The sequence below is a fragment of the Proteus sp. FME41 genome, assembly GCF_014897315.1.
Taxonomy (GTDB): Bacteria; Pseudomonadota; Gammaproteobacteria; order Enterobacterales; family Enterobacteriaceae; genus Proteus.
Map to the genome: position 1 here is coordinate 124696 of NZ_JABUYL010000010.1, position 25888 is coordinate 150583.

Below are 25888 nucleotides of genomic sequence, written 5' to 3' on the forward strand. Positions count from 1 at the left end.
TCATCAGCCAGACGGAGAGGTTATATTCTCTCCGACACGAAACTTGACGCATTTTGTAGGTAGTCAAAGAACCACCTAATAATATAGTTGAATTGAGGAATAAGTTCAGAACGTTGCCAATCAGCGCTATCTGCCATTGGGGTAAATGCCCCTAAAGCAAACAGTAATGCCGACACAATCAGTACACCTCTTAACGCTCCGAAGCAGACTCCCAAAACTCGATCTGTACCTGATAACCCTGTGCGTTGAACAAGAGAGCTAATCACATAATTAACCACAGCACCGACAATCAGTGTCGCAATAAACAAAGTGACTATTGCAATCCCGTTACGAACCAGCTCATCTTCAAACCGAGTAAAATAGACGGCAAGATAAGGATAAAACTGACTAGCAACAAAAAAGCCACAACCCCAGGTGATGAGTGACAATGCTTCACGAACAAAGCCACGGATCAGGCTGACTAATGCGGAAAAACCAATAATGGCAATGATGGCGTAATCTATCCAGACCATAAATTCTTTATCCAATAATGATGCTCCGCATTAATACGGAAGCATTCTAACAGAAAACGAAAACGTTTGCGTAATGCTAATTTTCGCTAATTTTAAAATAATTTACGGCGATATGAAAAATCATAATCGCCGCAATAAGTTAACACTTTGTTACATCACTCATCTGATGTCTTGTCTAGAAAAAATTAAGGCTTATATGCCCTTACCTCACCTTGCAAGCCGGTCAGCTCTTTTAAATGCGGTAAAATAGCCTGTAATTCAGACTTAGAAGCACTTGGTCCAATATAAATACGTGTCATTTGCCCTGTAACAGGACGCGCAGGTACGGTATATACTGGATAACCAGAGAAATGCATTTTCGCAATAATTTCTTCTACCTTCGCTGCATTTTTCAACGCCCCTAACTGCACAACCCAAGCTTCACCTTTCGGTGGTTTTGTTTCTTGCGCTGGTGGAGCAGGTGGTTGTACAGGTGGCACTACCGTTGGAGTCACGGGTGTAGGCTCTGGCGTAGGTCTAGACGTTGGTTGTGGTGATGGTGTCACAGGAACAACGACTGGCGGTTCTGGTGTGGTAGCCACAGGTTGTTCAACACCCGTTACGGCTTCAGACAGCATTGCTTCAGAAGCCCCTTCAGATGGTGTAGACGGTGTTCTAGTTTGCTCTATAGGTGCAATAGATTCAATTTCTTGCTCATCACCCGGTTTGGGGACTAACGGAATAGAGGCGAATTGGTCTTCGTTATATTTCTTATCGCCGTCAAGCAATGCAGGTAAAAATATAACCCCTACAGCCACCAAAACAACGGCACCGACTAAGCGATTTTGAAATTTACTCGCCACCCACACTCTCCTTTTCCAAAAGTTCCATCACATGTGCGACTGTATGAAATGATCCACACACCACAACGATATCATTGTGTTTAGCATCAGATATGGCTTGTTGCCAAGCTTTTTCAACACTATCAAATACCGATGGAGTTTCAAGATGCTGCGCTAATACATCTGCTGAAGCACCACGAAATTCATTAAGTGGTGCAAGATACCAATGATCAACCAGTGGTGTTAAACACGCTAACGTTCCTGCAATGTCTTTATCACCCAGCATACCAACAACGATACGTAGTTTGGTATCAGACTTACGCGGTAATTGTGATAATTTTTCAGCCAAATATCCCGCAGCATGTGGATTATGAGCAACATCAAAGATAACTAACGGATGTTGCGAAATTACCTGAAAACGACCAGGCAATTGTGCGCGAGACATTCCCTCAACAATACTTTGATGTGTGATTGCTTGGCTAACTTTATCATCAGCCTTTAGCAAACAATGGATAACACCCATTGCTGTTGCTGCATTTGCTAACGGGATATTGGGGATAGGGAGTGCGTCAAATTCACTGTCCGCGCAACGCCAATGCCAATGATCACCATCAAGAGTAAAAGACCAGTCAGCACCGCGACGAAAAAGCTTAGCCTGTTTTTCATCAGCAACTTGAGCAATGGAATGAGGCATATCGGGTTCACCCACTACCGCATAGCGGTTAGCACGAAAAATACCTGCTTTCTCGTGACCAATATGCTCTCTATCCGCCCCTAACCAATCAGTATGATCAAGTGCAATACTTGTAATAGCAGCAATATCTGCATCAACGATATTCGTGGCATCGAGTCTGCCACCTAATCCGACCTCAAGAATAACAACATCAAGCTGTGCTTGCTGAAACAACATCAATGCAGCAAGTGTGCCATATTCAAAAAAAGTGAGCGAAATATCGCCTCTGGCTTGCTCAATTTCAGCGAATACTTCACAAAAAGCGGCTTCTGAAAGTTCTTTACCTTGAATACGAACGCGTTCAGTGTAACGAACAAGATGAGGAGAGCTATAAACGCCAACGTTCAATCCTGATGCTATCAAGATTGACTCTAGCATATGACAGGTTGTGCCTTTTCCGTTCGTACCCGAAACAGTGATTATTTTAGGTGCAGGACGTAACACATTGATTATTTTTCCTACCTTGCCAACACGTTCTAACCCCATATCAATAGCGCTAGAATGCAAATGTTCAAGATAAGAAAGCCACACCGACAAAGGCGATGTGGCTTTAGGAGCAGTTATGATATTAGACATCTTCTTTTTTATTCGTTTCGATGTTAATTTCTGGCTCATTATCTGTAGATTCAATTTCATCAGCAATCATTTCTTCGCTGATGATTTCAACTTCATCTTCTACTAAATCATACTGAGTTAGCTTAGCCAGTAATTCAGCTAGCTCATCACGCATTTCTGGACGACGAACAATCATATCAATCGCCCCTTTTTCTAACAGAAACTCACTGCGCTGGAAACCTGCTGGCAGTTTTTCACGTACAGTTTGCTCAATAACGCGAGGGCCGGCAAAACCAATCAGTGCTTTAGGCTCCGCAACGTTAATATCACCTAACATGGCTAAACTTGCAGAAACACCGCCCATTGTAGGGTCAGTCATCACTGAAATGTAAGGCAAACCACGCTCTTGCATTTTTGCTAATGCAGCACTGGTTTTCGCCATTTGCATTAATGACATCAATGCTTCTTGCATACGAGCACCGCCACTTGCAGAGAAGCAAACCAGAGGGCAATTATCTTCTAGCGCTTGTTCAACAGCACGGACAAAACGCGCCCCCACAACAGACGCCATAGAACCGCCCATAAATGCAAACTCAAAAGATGCTGCAACAATTGGCATCTTTTTCAATGTTCCTTTCATGACGATTAAAGCGTCTTTTTCTTGCGTTTGCTTTTGAGCAGCGCTAATTCTGTCTTTGTATTTTTTGGAGTCGCGGAATTTCAGAATATCTTTAGGTTCTAATTCACTACCTAATTCTGTGGTACTTCCTGTATCAAGGAAAGTCTCAAGGCGACGGCGCGCTGAAATGCGCATATGATGATCACATTTAGGACAAACCTCTAAATTACGCTCTAATTCTGCGCGATAGAGTACCTGCCCACAGCTATCACATTTAGTCCAAACCCCTTCTGGGATATTGGCTTTACGTGAACTTGTGATAGTGCTTTTATTTAGAATTTTTTCAATCCAGCTCATTAACGGACCTTTTCGTCTGAATCTGACCTTCGCCAGTAAAATTATTGTGAGCGTATCAACCACAATGCACTGGCTGTGTGGTTAGCAAAGTTTATGATGATACCGCTTACTGAATTTCAGCGCATCTCTTTATTACCGCTATTCTACGGCAAAAACTAATGATAACTGCTCAAACCTCTTTGTTATCACTTTCTTTCTTTGTTTTTGCGCTCGCTCTGCGATGGCGTATGATCTCAATGACGCCCGGTAAAATAGAAATAACAATAATGGCAACAATTAGCAATTTTAAGTTCTTTTGAACTATATCTAAGTCACCAAAAAAGTATCCTGCGTAAGTAAATAACAGTACCCATGCAATTGCCCCAGTAACATTATAAAAGGCAAAATGACGATATGACATTTTCCCCATTCCTGCAACGAATGGCGCAAAAGTTCGGATAATCGGCACGAATCTTGCCAAAATAATCGCTTTGCCACCATGTTTTTCATAAAAAGCATGGGTTTTATCTAGATATTCGCGACGGAAAATACGGGAATTAGGCTTACTAAATAGCTTTTCGCCAAAAAGTCGCCCAATAGAATAGTTTACTGCATCACCTAAAATGGCAGCACAAAGCAACAGTAAAACAATAATATGAACATTCACATCATTGGTCTCTAATGACGCTAAAGCCCCCGCCACAAACAGTAATGAATCTCCCGGTAAAAAAGGCGTAACCACCAGCCCCGTTTCACAAAAAACAATCAGAAACAAAATGGCATAAACCCACGTACCATATTGAGCAACAAGTTCAGCTAAATGCGCATCAATATGTAAAATAAAATCAATTAAAAATTTTATTAAATCAACAAATTGCGTTAATATTTCCATAAATCCTCAGAGAACTGGGTGTTTTTATGATTGAGATATCTCAATGGGGTTATCCGCTAAAAATAGTGGGCCCATCGTAGGCTTAGGTAATTCAAAATACTCAGGATAATCCACAGATACCAGATACAATCCATGCGCTTTAGCTGTTGCTGCGGCTTTAGTTCTGTCTTTTAAGGCTAATAACGCTGCCATCCAAGTAATATCTTGATTGCCACACCCTATTTCTAAAAGGCTGCCAACAATATTTCTCACCATATGATGTACAAAAGCATTCGCTTTTATATCCACCATCACATAATCACCGTATCGAGAAACATTCACATGGATCACGTTACGCCACGGCGTTCGTGACTGACATTGAACAGCTCTAAAAGAAGTAAAATCATGCTCACCCAGTAAACATTGGGCCGCTTGGTGCATGCGTTCAGCATCTAAAGGATAATGAAAATGGGTGACTCCTGATGACAATATGGCGGGCCGATAACGATGATTAAAGATGATATAGCGGTAGCGTCTTGCTGTTGCACTAAAACGCGCGTGGAAATCATCAGCAACCGTTTTTACCCAACGTACCGCAATATCTGCAGGTAAATGGGTATTAACCCCCATTGTCCATGCAGCATCTTTACGGTGTGCGGTTGTTTCAAAATGAACAACTTGCCCCGTTGCATGCACACCGGCATCGGTTCTTCCAGCACAAAAAACCGATATAGGTTCATTCGCAACTTGAGATAACGCTTTTTCTAATCGCTCTTGTACACTACGCACTTCATTTTGACGCTGCCAGCCATAATAGCGACTACCATCATATTCAATGCCTAAAGCAATCTTTAATGTTGTGCTTTCAGCAACACTCTCTGGATCCACCAAAGGTTGTCCTATCACTTCCGCACTCACTTCATCGTTCATTAGTAGAACTGCTCCTGCATTAATTGTTCTGCCACTTCAACTGCCATTAATGCACCACCAAAGCGTACGTTATCTGCCACTGACCAAAATTGTAAGGCTTCAGGTACACCATAGTCATTACGGAAACAGCCTAAGTTTAAATTGATATTACCAGAAGCATCAGTGACTTGAGTTGGAAAATCATTTTCATTACTGATATTAAGATCTTCATTTTCTTGTAATATTTCACGTGCTTCATCACTGCCCATCGGGCGTGAAGTTTCTAATTGCACTGATTGCGCATTACCAAAGAAAACGGGAGCTTGCAGTGTTGTCGCAGAAATAGGTAAACCGTCGTCTTGTAAGATTTTACGAATTTGGTCAACCATACGACGCTCTTCTTGTACTGAACCTTCGTCATCAACCATTAGGGGTAAAATATTAAAGGCCAGTTGTTTATTGAAACGGCCTAATTCTGGTGGAACGCCATTAAGTAAACGAGCACTTTGCCCTGCTAGTTCATCAACGGCTTGTTTACCAAAACGAGAAACTGACATTAAATTAGTCACATTGATGCGTGTTAAACCTGCGGATTCTGTCAGTGGGTGAATAGCTCTTAATAATTGACTTACCATGCTGTCAGCAATAGCAACAATATTACGAGTTCGATATTCAGCTAACATTGCACTATTCACGCTAGGAACAACTAAAGGCACATCCCAATCCATAGCAAAAACACCACTGCAATCAATGACAATACAGCCTGAATCAGCAGCTTGTTGTGCGTATTGCGCACTAATTTCTGCCGGTGCGGCAAAAAAAGCTAATTGGATATCTGACCACTCAATATTGTGAATAGCTTGAACAGCAACACTTTTGCTATTTACACGCACCGATTTTCCGATGCTGTCTTCACTCGCGATTGCCGTCAGTTCACCAATGGGAAATTCACGCTCTTGTAATAGCTCTAAAATTGCTTCACCAACAGCGCCTGTTGCACCAACAACTGCAATATTCCAACCTTCTCCCATAAGATATCCTCCAATACCATAAAATTTTTAAAATAATATTTTGCTTTATTTGTGTGTAGCACTTTTATATGTAGCACTAAAGCCAATTGCATTTAATGTGTCAACCGTAGTTTGATTGTCACAAATGACGTGTAGTGAAGACCACTCACGGCGTACAGGATAAAATTTACGTAATTTATCAAACTCCCCTTTTATTCCTGCCACTTTTCGTAATGGAGCATCATCACGACGCACATCATAAACAAGATGAATAAGTTGTTTTAATAACGTTTGTGTTAATTCACCTTGTACTGAAATAGTTGAAATCGTAGGCGCAGGCAACAATGTTGATAATTCAACTGTTTGAGGCTGACCAATAAAATCACAATACGCTTCAAAAACTTGAGTTGTACCACGAGCCTTACCTTCTAAGGTATAACCTGCAATATGCGGTGTTGCGATATCAACTTTATTTAATAATTCAATAGAAAGATCAGGTTCTGGCTCCCAAACATCTAATACAACGCGTAAGAATTTACCTTTCTCAAGTACAGACAATAATGCTTGATTATCAACAACCTCGCCACGACTCGCATTAATTAAAATACGCCCTTCAGGCAATTTTTCGAGGTTACTCTCATTAACTAAATGATAACTTTTGTATGGACCTGATTTATTGAGGGGGGTATGAAAAGTTAGAATATCTGCTTTTTCTAGCAATGTTTCCAATGGGTGAAACTCTTCATCATCACCGTTATCTGCTCTTGGTGGATCGCAAAGTAAAACATTAACACCTAATGCGCGAAGGCGTGTCGCTAATCGACCACCCACATTTCCCACACCAACAATACCGACAACTTTATCGGTTAATTGAAAGCTATCTTGCTCTGCTAGCATCATCAGTGCAGAAAATACATATTCAACAACCGCGATAGCATTACAACCTGGGGCTGATGAAAAACCAATTTGTTGCTGTTCTAACCATGCAATATCGACATGATCAAAACCGGCAGTTGCCGTACCGACAAATTTCACTGGCTTACCTGATAATAAGGATTCATTGACTTTAGTAATTGATCTCACCATTAAGGCGTCAGAATTATTAAGTTCATCAATAGGTAAAGGGCGACCAGAAACCGCTTTTACCTCACCTAATTGGCGGAAAAGTTGTTCCGCATAAGGCATATTTTCATCAACCAGAATTTTCACGGTGTTATCTCACTGATTTAGTATTTATGTGTGTAAGCAATCAATCGAAAAACAAAATTAAGCGGTCTATTTTGCCACTTATTCACAGCAAAGCCTATTATTGACAGTAAAATCCACCTGGATTTTAAGTAAATATATGAAAAGAAGGCTTAACCATTCGGTAATCGACGAAAACGTTCCGGTGTTGTGCCAGCAAATTGTTGAAACATCGCAATAAATGAAGATGAGGAGCTATACCCCACATCAAAAGCAATTTCATTCACACTTTTTCCTTGTTCTAATAAAGAAATCGCATGTAAAAAACGTAGGCGCTTTCGCCATTCGCTAAAAGACATACCTAGTTCTTGCTGACAACGGCGAGATAACGTTCTTTCTGAGGTATAACGTTTTTTAGCCCACTCTTCTAACGAGGTATTATCAGACGGATTTTGCTCTAATGCCGACAAAATAGGAGCTAATAATTTATCTTTAGAAGACGGTAAATAGGTATGATGAATTGGCGAAACTTTAAGTTGATCAATTAGAACGTGCGCTAAGCGAAAATCCTCTTCTGTTTGTGGTTTACATACACCTCGATGAAAAAAATCAGAAAATATGGTTGAAAAAATAGCACTTAACTGAATTAAACACGGCTTATTTAACAATCCCTCACACCAACTTGGTGCAATATCTAACACCTTAAATGAGAGTGTTTTTTTATTATAACTAGCATGCCCCACATTTTTAGGTATCCATACACTAAATTCAGGTGGCGCTAAAAACCGCTGTCCTCCTGCCTCTAAATCCATGACACCTGAAATCACATAAAGCAACTGACCAAAATCATGTTGATGATAAACAAACTCTGTTTCTGCTAATAACTGCTCATCACGAAATCGAACGGTGTCTGGATCAGACAATAACCATTGCCTTTTTTGTTGTTCAATTGTCATCTTTATGTTGTTCTCTTGTCATGTTGTCTTTATTGGCCTATCTGTTGTCTGGTTTTCATTATATATATCTAATCAGACAGGCTTACAATAGCATTCTGGTTTAAAAATAGATGTGAGAACAATGAAAAACGCAATTTTTCCGCTTTTAGCGGTACTGATCTGGTCCATTAACGCCGTCGTCAATAAAGCAGCCGCGTCTGTTATTGATCCTGCGGCTATCTCTTTTTATCGTTGGTTCCTCGCCTTTTTAATTATGACACCTTTTTTAATTGTGCCCGTTTGGCATCATCGTAAAACCGTCAAACAATATTGGTGGAAATTATTTATTCTTGGTGCATTAGGAATGGTCATGTACCAAAGTTTAGCTTATTATGCCGCACATTATGTCAGCGCAACCTTTATGGGAATTTTAAATTCACTGATCCCATTACTGACTGTAATTATCAGTATTTTTATTTTACGTGTAGTGCCTACTGTAGGCATTGTTCTTGGCACAATACTTTCAATAACGGGTTTGGTTTGGTTAATTAGCCGTGGAGAACCTTCTCAGCTACTTTCTCAAGGTTTGGGTTATGGCGAACTGATGATGTTTATTGCTTCAGCGTCATATGCGCTCTATGGTGTGTTAACAAAACGCTGGTCAATTGCACTGCCTAACTGGCAATCTCTTTATGTTCAAATTGGGTTTGGTGTTCTGTTGTTATTGCCAAATTTCTTTCTTGCTGAAAGCGTTGCACTGACGGAAGATAATATTGGATTGGTTATTTTTGCTGGTATTGGCGCATCTATTCTTGCACCTTATCTGTGGATTTTAGGCGTAATGAAGTTAGGTGCAAACACAACCTCTATTTTTATGAACTTGATGCCATTATTTACAGCAATGATTGCTATCACTCTTCTGGGTGAAGAAATGCATAGTTATCATTTAGTGGGTGGTGGTATTGTGTTACTGGGCGTGCTCTTAGTGCAACAACTTAGAACGCCTCTGAATTTCCGACGCCAGTCTGCGGTAAAAAAAGCAGATTGTCATCAGGAGATGTGAGTCAATGTCAAAAAGATGATAATAAAAAAATGCCGGCTAAATTCTTAGCCGGTCACATTCATAATGTTAGATTTAATCAATAAAACCGACATTGAAATCAAAGTATAAAATATAAAGTAATACAAGTATCCGTGGTAAACATTAGCAAGTTTTATATTAAATAGCTCCTACTTATTTGTAATAAAATAACCCAGATCAATTTTTTATCGCACTTTTTGTCTTATTCAACCTTTCTATTAACCTAACTCCATATAAAACAAAACATTTGATGATTTTAGTTACAATTAAATTAAACGATTGAAATAAAATGAAGTTAATTTAATTTTACCCACATAAACAATAGGTTAATAGATTCAGTCTATTTAATTAGAATAATAAAATAGGTAACTATTAGGTAAAGTATTTTTAAAGGTTATTTATATAATCTTTTTTTAATAATTTTTATTAGAAAAATATCTTTATTGGATTAATAAATTAATTTACATAGTGATTTTAAAATAAAAGAGCAGACTCCATTAAAATGAAGCCTGCTCTTTTTAATAAAAAAATATAAGTATATCTAACTATTTTTTATATTTACTCATCACTAATGAAGCATTTGTACCACCAAAACCAAAACTGTTTGACATAACAGTGTTCAATGTTTGTTCTGTTGGTTGGGTAATAATATTCATACCCGCTGCTTTATCATCTAATTCTTCAATATTAATACTTGGTGCGATAAAACTATGTTCTAGCATTAGTAAGCTATAAATGGCTTCGTGCACACCTGCAGCGCCTAATGAGTGTCCTGTCATCGCTTTTGTTGCTGAAATAGCAGGTGTATGCGTACCAAATACTTCTGCGATGGCTTCAAGTTCTTTTAAGTCACCTACTGGTGTTGAAGTCCCGTGTGTATTGATGTAGTCAACTTTCTCAACATCTTGCATTGCCATTTGCATACAACGTACAGCACCTTCGCCTGATGGAGCAACCATATCAGCACCATCAGAAGTTGCACCATAACCAACAACTTCAGCATAGATATGTGCACCACGTGCTAATGCGTGCTCTAATTCTTCAACAACCACAATACCGCCACCCCCTGCGATAACAAAACCATCACGGTTTTTATCGTAAGTACGTGAGGCTTTAGCTGGCGTTTCGTTGTATTTTGTTGAAAGTGCACCCATTGCGTCAAATTCGCAGGTCATCTCCCAACTTAACTCTTCACCACCACCTGCAAACACAACATCTTGTTTGCCTAATTGGATAAGTTCAACTGCGTGACCAATACAGTGTGCTGATGTTGAACATGCAGAACTGATTGAGTAGTTAACACCTTTAATTTTAAACGGTGTTGCTAAACACGCTGAAACACCTGATGCCATTGCACGAGTAACCATATAAGGACCTACGCCACGTAGACCTTTTGCTCTCATACCATCAGAACCTTGAACTTGGTTACGTGGAGAACCACCACCAGACCCTACCACTAAACCAGAACGAATATTAGAAACTTGGTCTTCACTCAGACCTGAATCTGCTATCGCTTCTTGCATAGATAAATAGGCATAAACCGATGCGTCGCTCATAAAACGGCGGATTTTACGGTCAATAAGACCTTCAGTATCAAGCTTAACGTTGCCCCAAATGTGGCTACGAAGCCCCATCTCTTTAAATTCTTCTGAGAAAGTTATCCCGGAACGGCCTTCCTTTAAAGAATCCAGCACTTCTTTCTGGTTATTACCAATGCTCGAAACAATACCCAGACCCGTGATCACTGCGCGCTTCATTCATACCTCTTTACAATAATAGTTGTAGCTGCGGGATTTCTGAGTAGCACTCTAGCGTACAGTTGTACGCTGAACAAGTCCGATCAGGAACTTTTTTACAAAAATGCAGATAAGCTGATAAAACACTTTCCCTTTAAAGGGTGGCACATCCCCTCTAACGGCGCTAAAATATTAAATAATTTTCCCGAGAAATACAGGCAGTTCCGTGAATAATAGCGTAATCAGCACTGCATCTTTAAGTTGGAATGAACTTGGTACCCCTATCTCAGAACAATTTGGCGATATTTACTTTTCAAACCAAGATGGTCTAGAAGAAACTCGACATGTGTTCTTGCATGGTAATCATTTTCCATTACGTTTTGGTACACATGTACGCTCTGAGTGTGTTATTGCAGAAACAGGGTTTGGTACTGGGCTTAATTTTTTAACGCTATGGCAAGCGTTCGAGCAATTTAGACACACATCACCTAACGCACATTTAAAACGTCTCCATTATGTCAGTTTTGAAAAATTTCCCCTCACAAGAAACGACTTACAGTCAGCACATTCCCATTGGCCTGAACTCGAAAAATATTCAAAAACACTGTGTTCTCAATGGCCATTGCCTATCGCGGGTTGTCATCGCATTATTCTTGCTGATGGAGCAATTACACTGGATTTATGGTTTGGTGATATCAATACCTTGTTACCACAAACTCGCCAAGTACTGCACAATAAAGTGGATGCATGGTTTCTTGATGGCTTTGCCCCCTCTAAAAACCCACAAATGTGGAGTGAAACACTCTTTCAATCGATGGCGGATTCAATGAGAGAAAATGGCACTTTTGCGACATTTACCGTGGCGGGCGCTGTAAAGAGAGGCTTGCAAAGTGCAGGGTTTGAAGTAAAAAAAGTCAAAGGATTTGGTCAAAAGAGAGAGATGCTAATAGGAACATTTCCTCATTCCCCATCATCAGCATTTCTCCCTTATTATGCAAGACCTTGTGCAACACAAGCACAAAATATCGCTATTATAGGTGGCGGTATTGCCAGCACTTTTACCGCACTTTCCTGTTTAAGACGAGGCGCCAGCGTCACCTTATATTGCGAAGATAAACGGCCCGCAACAAATGCATCAGGTAATCGGCAAGGTGTGTTATATCCTTTGTTAAATGGTAAGTCAGACGAAATAGAGCAATTTTTTACAACCGCTTTCCTATTTGCTCGACGTACTTATGACAATCTAAGCCAAGCTGGTATTACTTTCTCTCATCAGTGGTCTGGTGTTGCTCAGCTTATTTATAACGACAGAGTACGTAAAAAAGCAGAACGTATCATCCAACACTCTGTGCCTTTTAGCGAAATGGCTCATTATCTTTCTCAAGATGAGATAAATACTCTTTGTGGATTAGACGTTAACTATGAAGGGCTTTTTTATCCGCAAGCGGGCTGGCTCTCTCCCACTGAATTAACCACTCGAGCACTAAAACATGCTCAACAATTGGGTTTAATACTACGATTTAACCATCAAGTTACTCAAATAAAAGCGCAAGACACATTTTGGAATTTAGATATTGTGCATCATAATGAGCAGCAGACTAGACAGTTTCAATCTCAACATGATTGTGTGATTTTAGCGAATGGCCATCGTATTACCGATTTTACTCAAAGTGCTAAGTTACCTATTAGTGCAGTCAGAGGCCAAGTTAGCCATATTCCAACAACAAAGACACTAGCAAAATTAAAAACGGTACTTTGTTATGATGGCTATTTTACGCCTGTTGATAATCAAGATAATTTACATTGTGTTGGCGCGAGTTTTCGCAGAGATAGGCTAGATTTAACCGTTTCAACACAAGAGCAAGAAGATAATCAATATCACCTGACACATTGTTTAGCCAAAGCGCCTTGGTGCCTGGATGTTGATTTTAGCCAAAATAATGCACGAGTTGGTATTCGTTGCACGATACGTGATCATCTACCATTATTAGGTGAAGTCCCTGATTTTGAAAATTTACGGGTAGCCTATACACATTTGGATAGATTTAAACGTAGAAGGCAGATCCCTGCTTTGGCACCAGCTTATCATCAACTCTATATTATCAGTGCATTAGGCTCTCGTGGGTTATGCTCAGCACCGCTATCAGCCGAAATCCTTGCTAGTCAAATTTTTGATGAACCCTTTCCTGTTGAAGATAATGTGTTAAATGCCTTACATCCTAATCGTTTTTGGGTAAGGCCATTACTACGTGGAAAACCGATTGAAGTGGTTGCCTAATTCTTTAGACTATCTCTTTTCATATTTAAAAAATAGATGTTAAGCAACCTAGATTGGTTGCTTTATTTAGATATAAATCATCAAACCTCACACTTCATTGCACAACGCGTCTCTTTCACAAATCCCCCTCTTTCCACTTCATCGTTTAAGATTTCTTGCAAAGAATGAGAAATTTCGTTTTCTGGTAAAATAGAAAAGCCTAAACGCTGATAATACGGTGCATTCCAAGGAACATGGCGAAAAGTGGTTAATGTGACAGTGCTAAATTGATGTGCTTTTGCTTCATCTTTAACTTTTTGAATAAGTAACTTGCCAATTCCTCTATTTTGCCAATCTTGACTCACTGAGAGTTCATGAATAAATAAGCTTTCCGGTAAAGGTGTCGTCATGATAAAACCCACTGGTTCGTTATCACTATTAACCGCTACCCAATGCCCTTGTTGGTTAATAAACTCTAAATGTTTTTCAACACTTTGTACGCCGCTTTCACTTATCCAACTTAAATCATCTAAAGTGCTAAAAAGTTGCCCCGCAGATTGCTCAATCGCAGGTAATTTAATGGCATCATTAATTTGTGTTTGGCGAAGCGTAATCTCGTTGTTTTTTATTTTTTTTTGCATGGTTGTCATATCCATTTCCAGCTCAGTATTTTGATTTTTTAATAGTTAAGCTTATTAAAAAGCCACCCTATTGGATGGCTTACATTAAACTAATACCTTCTTTTTCCGCTATTTTAATCTTTTGGTAAAATACCATAAGATTGAAACTGGCCACTCGCCTCAATAAAGTGTGTGTAATATTTATTATCTTCTACTGAATCTTTCACCGCCCTATTAGCATACGCATTAGAAACAGCCAGTGTCGCCTTATAAAGTTTATCTTTTAATGTGTTATGAATTTTGGGATCGTCACTTTCTTTAATTTGATTTAACAACGAAACAAGTTCTTCAGCTTCAGCTTGAATATCAGGATCAGTAAATTCAGCAGTAGGTAACCTGTAATTTAAATCAAGATTGACAGAATCATTGTATTCATCTTCTTGAGTAAATGGGTTTAAATCTTTACTGTACTCTGTTGAAATGTATTTAATAAATTCGGGTTTATCGAAACATTTATTTTTTATTCCACCATCATTATTTTTATTACGAGTACGAATTTCAGTCGGAAATGGCTCACCTAAGGTATAAGTACACTGAAAGGCATTACCATCAATAAATGTGGCATTAGTGCTGCGCACAGGAAGCTCAAATTCGTAACCATTAATAATAAGAGGGTAATCAACCGTTTTAAATTGATCTGTTTTTCCTTTCGCGGCATAAACCTCAGAAAGGGTGTAATACATAAAATTATCAGGGTTTAATATGCCGCCGTTATTATTTTCATAGACCATAAACGAGGCGCTATTACCCGCACTATCTTTTAAATTATGCCCACCTGGCGACAGCATTATATAGCCATTTTTACCCGGTTCGACTTGGTATTCTTTATCATCGACACTAAAGCTAATCATTTTCTCGCTTGGATTACTGTAATAAAATTTATTTTTTTTATTATCTAAATCAAATTGATCACAAGCGGATAAAAATAAAACAGCACTAGAAAGTAGGCCTATTTTAAAGAAATTTTTCATCGTATCGTTATCCTTATCATAAATATTCTATGCAAATCATTTGCATCCCGAGAAACATTCCTAAAAACATTTAAAAGTAATTTTGCAGAAATGGCAAGGTGTTACAAAAGATAGCACTATTATGCTTAATCAATGAGAGATACATCGACTTTGAAAAATCAAATACAAACAATTGATAAATAGTAAGGATCAATTTTTGTCTAAAAATACAGCCTTTTCAACCGTAAATGTCTTAAATATGACTTAGGTATCGTTATTTTAATAAGACTTTAAGAAAGAAAAAACAACCGATTTATACCGGTTGTTCTCTTTGGTAGATACATTAAATTAGTTAATTGAGTTAACTAAATCATGCCATGTGGATAAAACTAAGGCTTGATCAGGTGGAGAGAGCTCACCTGCTTTTATTGCCTTTTGAATGCTCTCTTCTACACGCAATCTCAGCGCTTCTAACTGCGTATTATTTTCTTGCTCAAGTTCAGCAATCGCCAATGTAATATGACCTTGTAAATATCCACCCGCAAATAATTCATCGTCAGTGGCATGTTCAACACGGCTATCAATTCTATCTAATAAGTACGTTTCATACTCAGAAAGCATTATTTATCCTCAATATATAATGTTGCTATATTTTTTTATTCGTATTGATTAATTGATGCGTCAATACGAGTGGTATAGCAACCTTATTACTTCAGACTCCACCCTATCGGGTAAAACCTTCATGGCGGATAGGCGATAGCTACTATCGCAATCCTTAATTAACTAAAGGATTTTCCTGATAAGGAAACATCTCTTCTGTTAGCGCAGGCGTATTGTAAAACAAATGTAACGCATTAATAAATAGCTGAGCGCGAGGAGGGGTATTTTTATCACGCAAATAAGCTAAAACTTGCTCTCTGACTTTGTTTCTAAACTCATAGCGATCGGGTTCAAAACTCCCTTCTAAATTATCGCAACTAACATTAAAAGGATATCCAGCTGCTTGGCAAAATAACCAATCTAGCGCCTGAGGTTTAATTTCAACGACTTCAAACTGCCCTTGTATTGCCTCATCTCGTCCATCAGGGCAATACCAGTAACCATAATCAACTTGTTGACGGCGCGCTTCTCCTGCAATACACCAATGCGAGATTTCATGTAATGCACTTGCATAAAAACCATGCGCAAAGATAATTTGGTGATAAGGAGTCGCTTCATTTGCAGGTAAATAAATCGGTTCATCATCCCCTTTTACTAAACGGGTTTGAAAGCGCTCGCTAAAACATTGATTAAAGATATCAATTAACTGTTGATAATGATGTGCTGACATTTAAAAATCACTTATTCCTAATTAAAAAGTGCAGAGAACCAATGTGCAATAGTATCGCCATGATTGTCATGAATGAGTTTGATGCTCATCAAAAAGGAGATAATGACTAGCATGGGTCTTATTAATTTTTGCCCTTTTGTTAATACTAAGCCTGCTCCTAAGCGAGCACCAATAAATTGCCCGCATAGCATGACTAAACCAATAGTCCAAATAACCTGCCCACCAATAATAAAAAATAGTAAAGAACCAAAGTTAGAAGTGAAATTAAGTAATTTAGCATGGGCTGTGGCTTTAGAGAGATTATACCCAAGCAACATAACGTAACCTAAAGCAAAAAAAGACCCAGCACCTGGCCCAAAAACACCATCATAAAACCCCACCCCCCCGCCTAACATTGCCCCAAATGCATAAAAACCAAGGCGCTGTTTACTGTCTTGTGCACCCAGTGAAGGCGTAAGTAAAAAATAGAGACCGATAGCAATCGTAAGGAGAGGGAGAGCTTGCTTAAGGACTTCCGGATTGATAAATTGCACCAACAAGGCACCCGAAACCGCACCAATAAAAGTCATTAAGATTGCAAATCGTTGTGATTTTAAGTCAATGACTCTTCGTCGAATAAAATAGAGTGTTGCTGAAAAAGACCCTCCAACAGATTGTAATTTATTCGTTGCTAATGCTTGTACGGGAGGAATACCCGCTGATAGTAAAGCAGGTATAGTAATTAATCCCCCACCCCCAGCAATTGAATCAATGAAACCGGCGATAACTGCCACGAAAAAGAGAAGAAGGTAGATGCCATCTGAAAATAGCCAATCCATTTATCTGTCCGAATTATCAGAAATGAAGGGCGTGTTGCTGTTTCTATTTCATTTATTTGTTATTGAAGAGAATAACAGCAACACGGTCTGAGCATAATAAAATTAGGCGCTCACACCTTTAACGCTAACCTCAAACTTACTACAACTTTTCAATCACGTTATTGATATAGCATGACTACCATTGCATTAAAGGAGGTATAACATCGCCACATTGACCACGCTGACGTAATGCATGATCAAGCAGTACAATCGCCATCATCGCTTCTGCAATAGGAATAGCACGGATCCCAACGCAAGGATCATGACGACCTTTAGTTATCATATCGACTTCTTCGCCTTCACGATTAATCGTTTTACCTGCGATGGTAATACTAGACGTTGGTTTTAATGCAATATGCGCAACAATAGGTTGACCACTGCTAATTCCGCCTAAAATGCCTCCTGCATGATTGCTGGTAAAACCATTTTTAGTTATTTCATCACGGTTCTCAGTGCCTTTTAAGGTGACAACACCAAAACCATCACCAATCTCGATACCCTTAACGGCATTGATACTCATTAATGCATGTGCTAGATCAGCATCTAATCGGTCAAAAACAGGCTCACCAAATCCAGCAGGTACGCCCTGCGCAACAACAGTGACTTTTGCACCAATTGAATTACCTTCTTTTTTAAGTGCGCGCATATATTCATCAAGCGCCTCTAAACGAGAGGGATCAGGGCAAAAGAACGGATTGGTTTCAACAATAGACCAATCAACAAGATCACACGTAATTGGCCCAAGTTGAGAGAGGTAACCTTTCACTTCAATACCCATTTTCTCTTTTAGGTATTTTTTTGCAATTGCCCCAGCCGCAACACGCATTGCGGTTTCGCGAGCAGAAGAACGTCCACCGCCACGGTAATCACGTAAACCATATTTTTGTTCATATGTGTAGTCCGCATGGCCTGGACGAAAGACATCTTTGATTTCACTGTAGTCTTGAGAACGTTGATCCGTATTTTCAATCAATAAACCAATGCTCGTCCCCGTTGTCACACCATTAAACACACCTGATAAAATACGAACTTGATCTGGTTCACGGCGTTGAGTGGTATAACGCGAAGTACCTGGTTTGCGTCTATCTAAATCTATTTGTAAATCGGCTTCCGTTAAAGGTAATCCAGGAGGTACACCATCAACAATGCAACCTAATGCAACACCATGAGACTCACCGAAAGTTGTCACCCTGAATAATTGCCCGATACTGTTTCCTGCCATCCCTTTATTCCTATCTTATACTGTGTGATGTTATCAATATGTTATTTGCAATAAATAACAATCTACCGTCTCATTGCTGTTGCATCAACGTTTATCAGTAGAAAACAATTTGAATACTCGACGAGTTGTTCACGAGTCAACATAAAAACACCAAGTCCCCCATTTTCAAACTCAAGCCATGTAAATGGAACTGTTGGAAATTGTTCAATAAGATGAACCATGCTATTACCCACTTCACACACTAAAATACCTTTTTCACTCAGATATTCAGGCGCTTTTAGCAAAATTTGTCTTGTAATATCAAGACCATCGATGCCAGAAGCTAATGCTAGCTCAGGTTCAACTTGGTATTCATCAGGTAAATCGCCCATATCTTCTACATCAACATACGGCGGATTTGTCACAATAATATCGTAAGGCGTTGGTACAATGGCGTTAAATAAATCCGATTGCATTGGATAAACACGATGTACTAAACCATGATTTTCAATGTTAAACTCAGCCACTTCCAGCGCATCTTCAGAAATATCAACTGCATCTACTTCTGCTTCTTCAAATTCATGTGCACATGCAATAGCAATACAGCCACTTCCTGTGCATAAATCAAGAATACGAGTCGGCTCTTGTTGAATTAAGCCATCAAAATGGTTATTGATTAATTCTCCAATCGGAGAGCGAGGAATAAGAACACGTTCATCAACATAAAATTCGTGACCACAGAACCAAGCACTATGCGTTAAATAAGGAACAGGAATTTTTTGCTCAATTCGGCTCTCAATGAGTGTGATAATTTCCATTTTTTCAGAAGTTGTTAACTTTGTTGATAACAGTGCATCTGGAATATCTAAAGGAAGTGCAATGGTAGGCAATACGAGTTGTAATGCTTCATCCCATGCGTTATCTGTACCATGACCGTAATAAATATCAGATGAATTAAACTGACTCATGGCCCAGCGTAGCATGTCTAGGATCGTGCTTAAATCAGCAACTGCTTCCTCTTTTAGTGTTATATCCAAAACGGTAGTCCTCTGAAGAAATAGAAAGTCTGTAGTTTGCCATGAAGATGCCGATAAATCAGCGGAAAACCGTAAAAAAACATAACAGCGTTATTTGCCCCCTATAACCACACACTTATTATGGTTTTAAATATCAAGTATCCAACAAAAAGGGAAATATACGATCTATCCATGATTAAAGATCAGTGCTTTATACTTTTAATTTCACTTTTATTAGCAAATAAATGGAAATGAACCATACTCAAAGCATGAACGATTTAACTGAGTACCCCAATGCGCCTATAGAAGTTTTTCATTTAATATAGTCACTTGAGAGCAAAGGCATTATTGAAAGTGCTGTTTTAAATATTTTTTAACGTAACTTAATTGTAACTTGAAGGCATACAACACTATTTTTTTATTTTGATATTCCACAGATACTATAAGTAACGCAACGAGTTAACTAACCTACATTTGCTAGCTATGTGACTATTTCGGCAGGGTAAATTCCCTGCCTTTTTTTACCCTCAATTTATCGCTTATACTTTTTTATCTCTGGTGCTATTTCATGTACTATTGCCTTATAAAAACAGTAACACTATGACGAATCGTAAAAAATGAATAAAAAATTCTCATTACCTCCTGCTGAAATTGAATTATTTCAGGAGATGATAAAAGGCACCAAGAAGTTACCTCAAGATAAAATACTTCACTCACCAAAACGTAAAAAAGTCACACACTATGCTGTTGAACGCCTACAGCAAGAGCAAGTTGATGCCTCTTATTATTTTTCTGATGAGTTTCAGCCTAACTTAGCAACAGAAGGCCCAATGCGCTATTTAAGAGATGGTGCTAATGCTTATGAATTAAAAAAATTACGCCGTGGTAATTATCCTCCCGAATTTTTCCTTGATTTACATGGGTTAACGCAGCTAATTGCAAAGCAAGAGATCGGCGCATTGATTGCGGCGTGTAGACGGGAGCATGTTTACTGTGCTTGTATTATGCATGGGCATGGTAAACACATTTTAAAACAGCAAACTCCCCTTTGGCTAGCACAACACCCAGATGTGATTGCATTTCATCAAGCGCCTAAAGAATGGGGAGGAGATGCCGCATTGTTAGTGTTAGTTGAAAATGACGATATTGCTCGCCGTTAAATGCACTAATCCTTAAATCACCCAATAAGGTGAAATAAGGTATTAATAAATTTATTGAGCTAATTTATTTTAATGTTGAGGGTGCGACTTGCCATAGCAATTCTCCAGCCCCTTTTAATAAATCAAAATCAACACACGCAATAGTTGATGTCGAAAACATAGGCGCACACACTGCAGGACAGAGTTCAGCCACAACATAGCCAACCAAGGGTAGATGGGAAATGACTAGAATATTTTGATATCCTGTATCCCCTAAAGCACGTAAATAATGTGCAACATGGGCAGGATTTCCACCAGGAATAAGTCCATCATCTGTTTCTATTTTGCTCGGTAAAGCTAAATCCGTTTTCACAGCATCAAATGTCTGTTGAGCACGTAAATAAGGACTGACTAAAACATAATCAATTGCATGTCCTTGCTTTGTCATCCATTCAGCCATTTTTATGGACTCACTTCTTCCACGTTCAGTCAATGGTCGTAGTGCATCATTTGCGGCATCAAGAGCTGCTTCTCCGTGGCGCATAATAAAAATTTGCATAGTAAATTATTAAACCTATTTTATTTTTGTAATTACGGGTATTAACGCTCTCAAGATACTTAATCTAATCAAATTTAAATTAATCTATCCCTATAAAAATCTTCAACACCCTAATTGCAAGAGCATAATTTATACTATTTTAAATTATGCCATTGATTTTAAATAAATAAACATCAACCTCAGATGTTTATTTTAAAAAGTGGGATGTTTAAATTCATTTTCAAATAACTATTTTGCCATATCCGACTATCATTAACACTTTCGACCTCTTTTTCCATTAAAAATTCATCAATTGTTAATCTGACTCAAAAATGGCAAGAAAAAAGGCGCTAAAGCGCCTCAATCAAAACAAGTATTACAAAAGAAAAAAACAATGGTAAAACGGTTAATTTAATCGTAAAAACGTTCATTTCGTTTAGCCATTTCAACTAAGCGCTCACAAGGACGGTATTTTTCACCATATTTATCAGCAAGTTGGTTAAGTTTTTCTGCTACTTTTGTGGTTCCCATACTGTCCATATAGCGGAAAGGACCACCAAAGAAAGGCGGAAAACCAATACCAAAAACAGCACCAATATCACCGTCTCTAGGTTGCTTTATAATATTTTCATCTAAACAGCGAACCGCTTCATTTAGCATTAATAATAAACAACGCTCTGTAATTTCAGATGAAGATAATTGGCTTTTAGGTTTAATGTGTAAAAGGCGATAAATAACAGGATCAGGTTGTTTTTTATTTTTGCCAAATGAAAAAGGTAATACGTGATTGGCATAAAGATAAAACCCTCTGCCGTTTTTACGTCCTTTTCTATCATCCGCAATAATGGCATCTACAGCAGGCGGAGAGGCAAATCTTTCACCGAATGCACTCACGAGTATTGGTGTTATTTTGGTTCCAATATCAATACCTACTTCATCTAATAACTGAATTGGCCCGACAGGAAAACCAAACTGAACAAGTGCTTTATCAATATTTTCAATTGGCTCACCTTGAACTAAACAGGCCAACGCTTCACTGATATAAGGCGCAAGAATACGGTTAACATAAAACCCAGGCTTATCCCCTACAACAATTGCGACTTTGCCTTGTTTTTTAGCAAAAGCGACCGTTGTTGCAATAGTTTTTTCATCTGTGTTTTCGTGAGGAATAACTTCAACTAAAGGCATTTTTTCTACAGGGCTAAAATAGTGAAGCCCGATCACTTTTTCTGGGTATTTAGCTGTTTCTGCAATTTTATGAATAGGTAACGAAGACGTATTTGAAGCAAAAATAATTTTTCCTTCGCCCACCTCTTCAATATCTGCCACCATTTTCTGTTTTAAACTTAGATCTTCAAACACGGCTTCAACAACAATATTTGATTGATGAAAGCCACGGTAATCTAATGAGCCAGAAAGTAAACTCATTTGGCGCTGACGTTCGCGTACAGATAATCTTTTACGCTTAACTTTGGTAGAAAGGGCTTTCCAACTGTAATTGAGTGCTAAAGCAATCCCTTTATCACTAATATCTTTAATTCTTGCAGGTAAATTACCTTTTGTTGCTGTGACAAAAGCAATACCGCCCCCCATTAACCCTCCACCTAAAATACCGATATGATGCAAACTGTCTGGCTTTTCAGATGATCCCGTTTCATTTTTAAGTGCGGTAGAAGCAAAAAAGAGGTGGCGAAGTGCTGATGAAACGGGTGTCATTGCAAGCTCACCAAATGCATTAGCTTCTTCTTTAAATCCCGTCTGGATATCTTTTTCAAGACCTCGTTCAATGACCTCTAGAATACGCTCTGCCGCAGGATAATGCCCCTTTGTCTTAGCTAATATGCGTTTTTTAGCTTGTCCAAATAATATATTTCTACCTAACGTTGTATTTGCCCAAAAGCGGTCCATCATAGATTGTTTTTTTTGCTCTTTTTTACCCGATAAAATCCACTTAGCAGCCACATCTAATAAAATATCTTGTGAAACAACATCATTAACAAGACCTAATTTCAACGCTCGTTTAGCATTGATTTGTTTACCTGTTAAAATTAAATCTAACGCCGACGTCACACCAATAAGACGAGGTAAACGCTGAGTTCCCCCTGAGCCGGGCAATAACCCAAGTTGCACTTCAGGAAGCCCTAAACGCGTTTTGCTATTATCAGAACAAATTCGCCCATGACAGGCTAATGCCAATTCAAGACCTCCACCAAGGCATACCCCATTAATTGCAGCAACAACAGGTAAGGGATAATTCTCAAGTTGAATAAACAGATCTTGGCCTGCTTTTGCGAGCGCACTTGCTTCTTCTTTCGTTTTGCAATCCGCAATCATCGAGATATCAGCCCCAGCAATAAAACTATCGACTTTACCTGATGTGATAATTAGTCCTTTTACACCAGAATGCTGCTGCGCTTGCCTTAAAACATCTTGAAATTGCGATACAAATTCAGCCTTTAGGGTATTCACTTTTTCATCCGTAACATCAATCGTGATAACGCCCACTTTGTCATGACGAACTGAAAACTGAAAAACAGATGGTTTTTGAAGTGTTATTTGCTGGTGTTCCATTATTCCACCTCCAAAATCATCGCTGCACCCAACCCACCAGCAGCACATGCGGTTGTTAACCCAAACCCACCACCTCGACGCTTAAGCTCGTGTAGCGTTTGTGTGACCATTCTTGCTCCCGTCGCGGCAAATGGGTGTCCATAAGCAATAGAACCCCCTAGCACATTAAACTTATCCATATCCACTTCTCCAATTGCCTTGGATAATCCTAATTGCTCTTTAGCAAATCGTTCACTCGCAAATAACGCCAAGTTACTTAACGTTTGTGCGGCAAACGCTTCATGCATATCAATTAACGTTAAATCACTCAAAGCAAGACCCGCACGAGAAAGCGCAAGTGGCGTCGCATAAGAAGGCCCTAATAACATATCTTTCCAAACATCTGTCGCTGTAAAAGCATAACTACGTAGATAACCAAGAGGTTGATAGCCTAAGCTTTTAGCAACAGATTCTTTCATCATTAATACAGCCGCTGCACCATCAGTTAATGGCGTACTGTTTGCAGCCGTCACACTACCATGGCGACGATCAAAGGCAGGTTTGAGTTTGGCATAAGAATCAAGAACGGAGTTTTTACGAATATTATTGTCTTGATGGAAACCTGCTTTGTAAGGCGGGAAAAACGCAGTCATGACTTCATCATTTAATTTCCCCATATCCCATGCCTTCGTTGCTAATTGATGAGAGCGATGCGCTAATTCATCTTGAGCTGTTCTTGAAATATGGTAAGTCTTTGCCATTTGTTCCGCAGTATCACCCATACGTAATCCTGTTGAGTATTCAGCAACTGCAGGCGCCACAGGAAGCAGATCACGAAATCGTAATTGACTTAAATAACTGAGTCGTTGCCCTAATGACTTTGCTTTATTAAGACTTAATAAGACATCCGCTAATTTTTTACTGACACCAATTGGTAAAACTGATGATGAATCTGCGCCACCCGCAATACCGACAGAAACATGCCCTGCCATCATGCTTTCAGCAACATTTGCAATCGCTTGAAAACTTGTTGCACATGCTCTTGTAACGCTGTAAGCGTCTGTTTTTACACTTAAGCCAGCACCCAGTACAATTTCTCTGGCAATATTGGGAGCTTCCGGCATTTGTACGACTTGTCCAAAAACAAGTTGATCAATAATTTCAGGAGGAATTTCATTGCGAGTCACTAATTCTTGAACCACTGAACGCCCTAATTCAACCGCAGGTATTCCTCGATACGCAGTCGCTTGTTTAGCAAAAGGTAAGCGTAGCCCGCTGACAATGGCGATGCGATCTTTCATAGCACTGTTCGTTGATGACTTCATAACGGCTCCTGACAAAATGAGTTCCTAACACCAAAGAGGTCTGACCTGACAATAGTGTTAACAAAAATTTCACCTATCAGAAACATCATTTTATGAGAAGTGGGAGTTAGCGCGCATTATTTCGATAGAATGTCTGAAACCCAACAATAACGATAGAAAGGGTAAAAAACACAATGGTGGGCAATAAAAAAGGCTGTTGAATTTCAACAGCCTTAAATCTATTTATTTTCAGCGGATTAACGTAATCCTAACTGGAAGATCAGGTTTTCTGCTTCACAAGAGAATGTAAAATCAGCAGTAAGTTGAACACCACCATCAACATCAGCAAATTGTTGATTGATTTTGCAAGGCTCAGAAGCGATAGATTGTGCTTTTGCACTGAGTTGATCTAGCATTGCTTGCGCTTGTACTTTATCAGCGAAGACATGCTGATATGACGCAGTGCAATTTTTATTGTCAATAATAGTACCCACATCTACACAACAGCAAGCAGCGGTTTCTTCTGCACTACAACGGTTAATTGCGTTTGCCATTTTAGTCTCCCAATGAAAGAAGTGTTAATTATCTATCATAATCGCAAAAAAATAAAATAAACTGCTTTAGCTCAAATTATTCTACAATTTTACAAAATTAATTGATTATTCTGTTTATTTAACAATCAAAAACATCTTTATTGGCTTATTTTGTGAAAATAATGTTAACCAAATCCCAATTATTAAATCAAAATGGCAATATTTGTAAA

24 protein-coding genes are annotated in these 25888 nt (G+C 38.9%); 3 read left to right on the top strand and 21 right to left on the bottom strand.

The features are described from left to right. Nucleotides 1-20: 20 nt before the first annotated feature. From cvpA to INT04_RS11085, 9 genes are all read right to left on the bottom strand, one after another. Nucleotides 21-512, bottom strand: coding sequence for a colicin V production protein (gene cvpA / locus INT04_RS11045; protein ID WP_193016223.1), 492 nt, complete (start codon nt 510-512; stop codon nt 21-23). Nucleotides 513-697: 185 nt separating this feature from the next. After that, nucleotides 698-1354: a cell division protein DedD gene (gene dedD, locus INT04_RS11050; RefSeq protein ID WP_193016188.1), complete on the bottom strand. Its 657-nt coding sequence runs from the start codon at nt 1352-1354 to the stop codon at nt 698-700. Further along, the gene (gene folC / locus INT04_RS11055; protein WP_193016189.1) at nt 1344-2642 is read right to left on the bottom strand and encodes a bifunctional tetrahydrofolate synthase/dihydrofolate synthase; all 1299 of its coding nucleotides are present in this window, start codon (nt 2640-2642) and stop codon (nt 1344-1346) included. Before folC ends, dedD begins: the two co-directional genes overlap by 11 nt. After that, entirely contained in the window at nt 2635-3597 is a 963-nt protein-coding gene (gene accD / locus INT04_RS11060) for an acetyl-CoA carboxylase, carboxyltransferase subunit beta (RefSeq protein WP_193016190.1), read from the bottom strand. The genes folC and accD overlap by 8 nt, the downstream gene beginning before the upstream one ends. Nucleotides 3598-3766: 169 nt before the next feature. Beyond that, a complete protein-coding gene (locus tag INT04_RS11065) occupies nt 3767-4468 on the bottom strand; it encodes a DedA family protein (RefSeq protein WP_193016191.1) in 702 nt (233 codons plus the stop codon). A gap of 24 nt (nt 4469-4492) precedes the next feature. Continuing rightward, the gene (truA, locus tag INT04_RS11070; protein WP_226894072.1) at nt 4493-5377 is read right to left on the bottom strand and encodes a tRNA pseudouridine(38-40) synthase TruA; all 885 of its coding nucleotides are present in this window, start codon (nt 5375-5377) and stop codon (nt 4493-4495) included. Further along, nucleotides 5377-6387 carry an aspartate-semialdehyde dehydrogenase gene (locus tag INT04_RS11075; protein ID WP_193016192.1) on the bottom strand — a complete coding sequence of 337 codons (1011 nt, stop codon included), beginning with the start codon at nt 6385-6387 and terminating at the stop codon, nt 5377-5379. The genes truA and INT04_RS11075 overlap by 1 nt, the downstream gene beginning before the upstream one ends. Nucleotides 6388-6432: 45 nt before the next feature. Then, on the bottom strand, nt 6433-7575 hold the full coding sequence (gene pdxB, locus INT04_RS11080) for a 4-phosphoerythronate dehydrogenase PdxB (RefSeq protein WP_193016193.1): 1143 nt from the start codon (nt 7573-7575) through the stop codon (nt 6433-6435). Between the two features lie 149 nt (nt 7576-7724). After that, nucleotides 7725-8507: an AraC family transcriptional regulator gene (locus INT04_RS11085; RefSeq protein WP_193016194.1), complete on the bottom strand. Its 783-nt coding sequence runs from the start codon at nt 8505-8507 to the stop codon at nt 7725-7727. 121 nt (nt 8508-8628) lie between these two features. On the opposite strand from INT04_RS11085, the gene INT04_RS11090 reads away from it, so the two are divergent. Further along, nucleotides 8629-9549, top strand: a complete 921-nt coding sequence (locus INT04_RS11090) for a DMT family transporter (RefSeq protein ID WP_193016195.1) — start codon at nt 8629-8631, stop codon at nt 9547-9549. A 563-nt stretch (nt 9550-10112) separates the two neighbouring features. Here the strand turns inward: INT04_RS11090 and fabB are convergent. Then, the gene (fabB, locus tag INT04_RS11095; protein WP_193016196.1) at nt 10113-11324 is read right to left on the bottom strand and encodes a beta-ketoacyl-ACP synthase I; all 1212 of its coding nucleotides are present in this window, start codon (nt 11322-11324) and stop codon (nt 10113-10115) included. A 205-nt stretch (nt 11325-11529) separates the two neighbouring features. Here fabB and mnmC point away from each other — a divergent pair, with 205 nt between their 5' ends. Beyond that, on the top strand, nt 11530-13581 hold the full coding sequence (gene mnmC, locus INT04_RS11100; RefSeq protein WP_193016197.1) for a bifunctional tRNA (5-methylaminomethyl-2-thiouridine)(34)-methyltransferase MnmD/FAD-dependent 5-carboxymethylaminomethyl-2-thiouridine(34) oxidoreductase MnmC: 2052 nt from the start codon (nt 11530-11532) through the stop codon (nt 13579-13581). 80 nt (nt 13582-13661) lie between these two features. Here the strand turns inward: mnmC and INT04_RS11105 are convergent, their stop codons facing one another. From INT04_RS11105 to prmB, 7 genes are all read right to left on the bottom strand, one after another. Then, nucleotides 13662-14210 (bottom strand): GNAT family N-acetyltransferase, encoded by a 549-nt coding sequence (locus tag INT04_RS11105; RefSeq protein ID WP_193016198.1) that lies wholly within the window; start codon nt 14208-14210, stop codon nt 13662-13664. A 104-nt stretch (nt 14211-14314) separates the two neighbouring features. Further along, entirely contained in the window at nt 14315-15211 is an 897-nt protein-coding gene (locus tag INT04_RS11110; protein ID WP_193016199.1) for a hypothetical protein, read from the bottom strand. 327 nt (nt 15212-15538) lie between these two features. Continuing rightward, nucleotides 15539-15811 carry a YfcL family protein gene (locus tag INT04_RS11115; RefSeq protein WP_193016200.1) on the bottom strand — a complete coding sequence of 91 codons (273 nt, stop codon included), beginning with the start codon at nt 15809-15811 and terminating at the stop codon, nt 15539-15541. A 154-nt stretch (nt 15812-15965) separates the two neighbouring features. Then, entirely contained in the window at nt 15966-16520 is a 555-nt protein-coding gene (locus INT04_RS11120; protein WP_193016201.1) for an elongation factor P hydroxylase, read from the bottom strand. Between the two features lie 17 nt (nt 16521-16537). Further along, nucleotides 16538-17338: a sulfite exporter TauE/SafE family protein gene (locus INT04_RS11125; protein ID WP_193016202.1), complete on the bottom strand. Its 801-nt coding sequence runs from the start codon at nt 17336-17338 to the stop codon at nt 16538-16540. Nucleotides 17339-17513: 175 nt separating this feature from the next. Then, entirely contained in the window at nt 17514-18599 is a 1086-nt protein-coding gene (aroC, locus tag INT04_RS11130; protein WP_193016203.1) for a chorismate synthase, read from the bottom strand. Nucleotides 18600-18661: 62 nt separating this feature from the next. Further along, nucleotides 18662-19561 (bottom strand): 50S ribosomal protein L3 N(5)-glutamine methyltransferase, encoded by a 900-nt coding sequence (gene prmB / locus INT04_RS11135; protein ID WP_413465734.1) that lies wholly within the window; start codon nt 19559-19561, stop codon nt 18662-18664. A 650-nt stretch (nt 19562-20211) separates the two neighbouring features. Here prmB and smrB point away from each other — a divergent pair. Beyond that, nucleotides 20212-20754, top strand: coding sequence for an endonuclease SmrB (gene smrB / locus INT04_RS11140; protein WP_193016205.1), 543 nt, complete (start codon nt 20212-20214; stop codon nt 20752-20754). Between the two features lie 64 nt (nt 20755-20818). Here smrB and sixA read toward each other — a convergent pair whose 3' ends face one another. The 4 genes from sixA to INT04_RS11160 all read right to left on the bottom strand — a co-directional run bounded on the left by sixA (nt 20819) and on the right by INT04_RS11160 (nt 25679). Beyond that, nucleotides 20819-21292, bottom strand: coding sequence for a phosphohistidine phosphatase SixA (gene sixA, locus INT04_RS11145; RefSeq protein WP_193016206.1), 474 nt, complete (start codon nt 21290-21292; stop codon nt 20819-20821). Nucleotides 21293-21682: 390 nt separating this feature from the next. Beyond that, nucleotides 21683-23842: a fatty acid oxidation complex subunit alpha FadJ gene (fadJ, locus tag INT04_RS11150; RefSeq protein WP_193016207.1), complete on the bottom strand. Its 2160-nt coding sequence runs from the start codon at nt 23840-23842 to the stop codon at nt 21683-21685. Next, complete coding sequence (fadI, locus tag INT04_RS11155) at nt 23842-25146, bottom strand: acetyl-CoA C-acyltransferase FadI (protein WP_193016208.1); 1305 nt, start codon at nt 25144-25146, stop codon at nt 23842-23844. Before fadI ends, fadJ begins: the two co-directional genes overlap by 1 nt. A 236-nt stretch (nt 25147-25382) precedes the next feature. Continuing rightward, nucleotides 25383-25679: a YfcZ/YiiS family protein gene (locus INT04_RS11160; RefSeq protein WP_193016209.1), complete on the bottom strand. Its 297-nt coding sequence runs from the start codon at nt 25677-25679 to the stop codon at nt 25383-25385. Nucleotides 25680-25888: the final 209 nt, after the last annotated feature.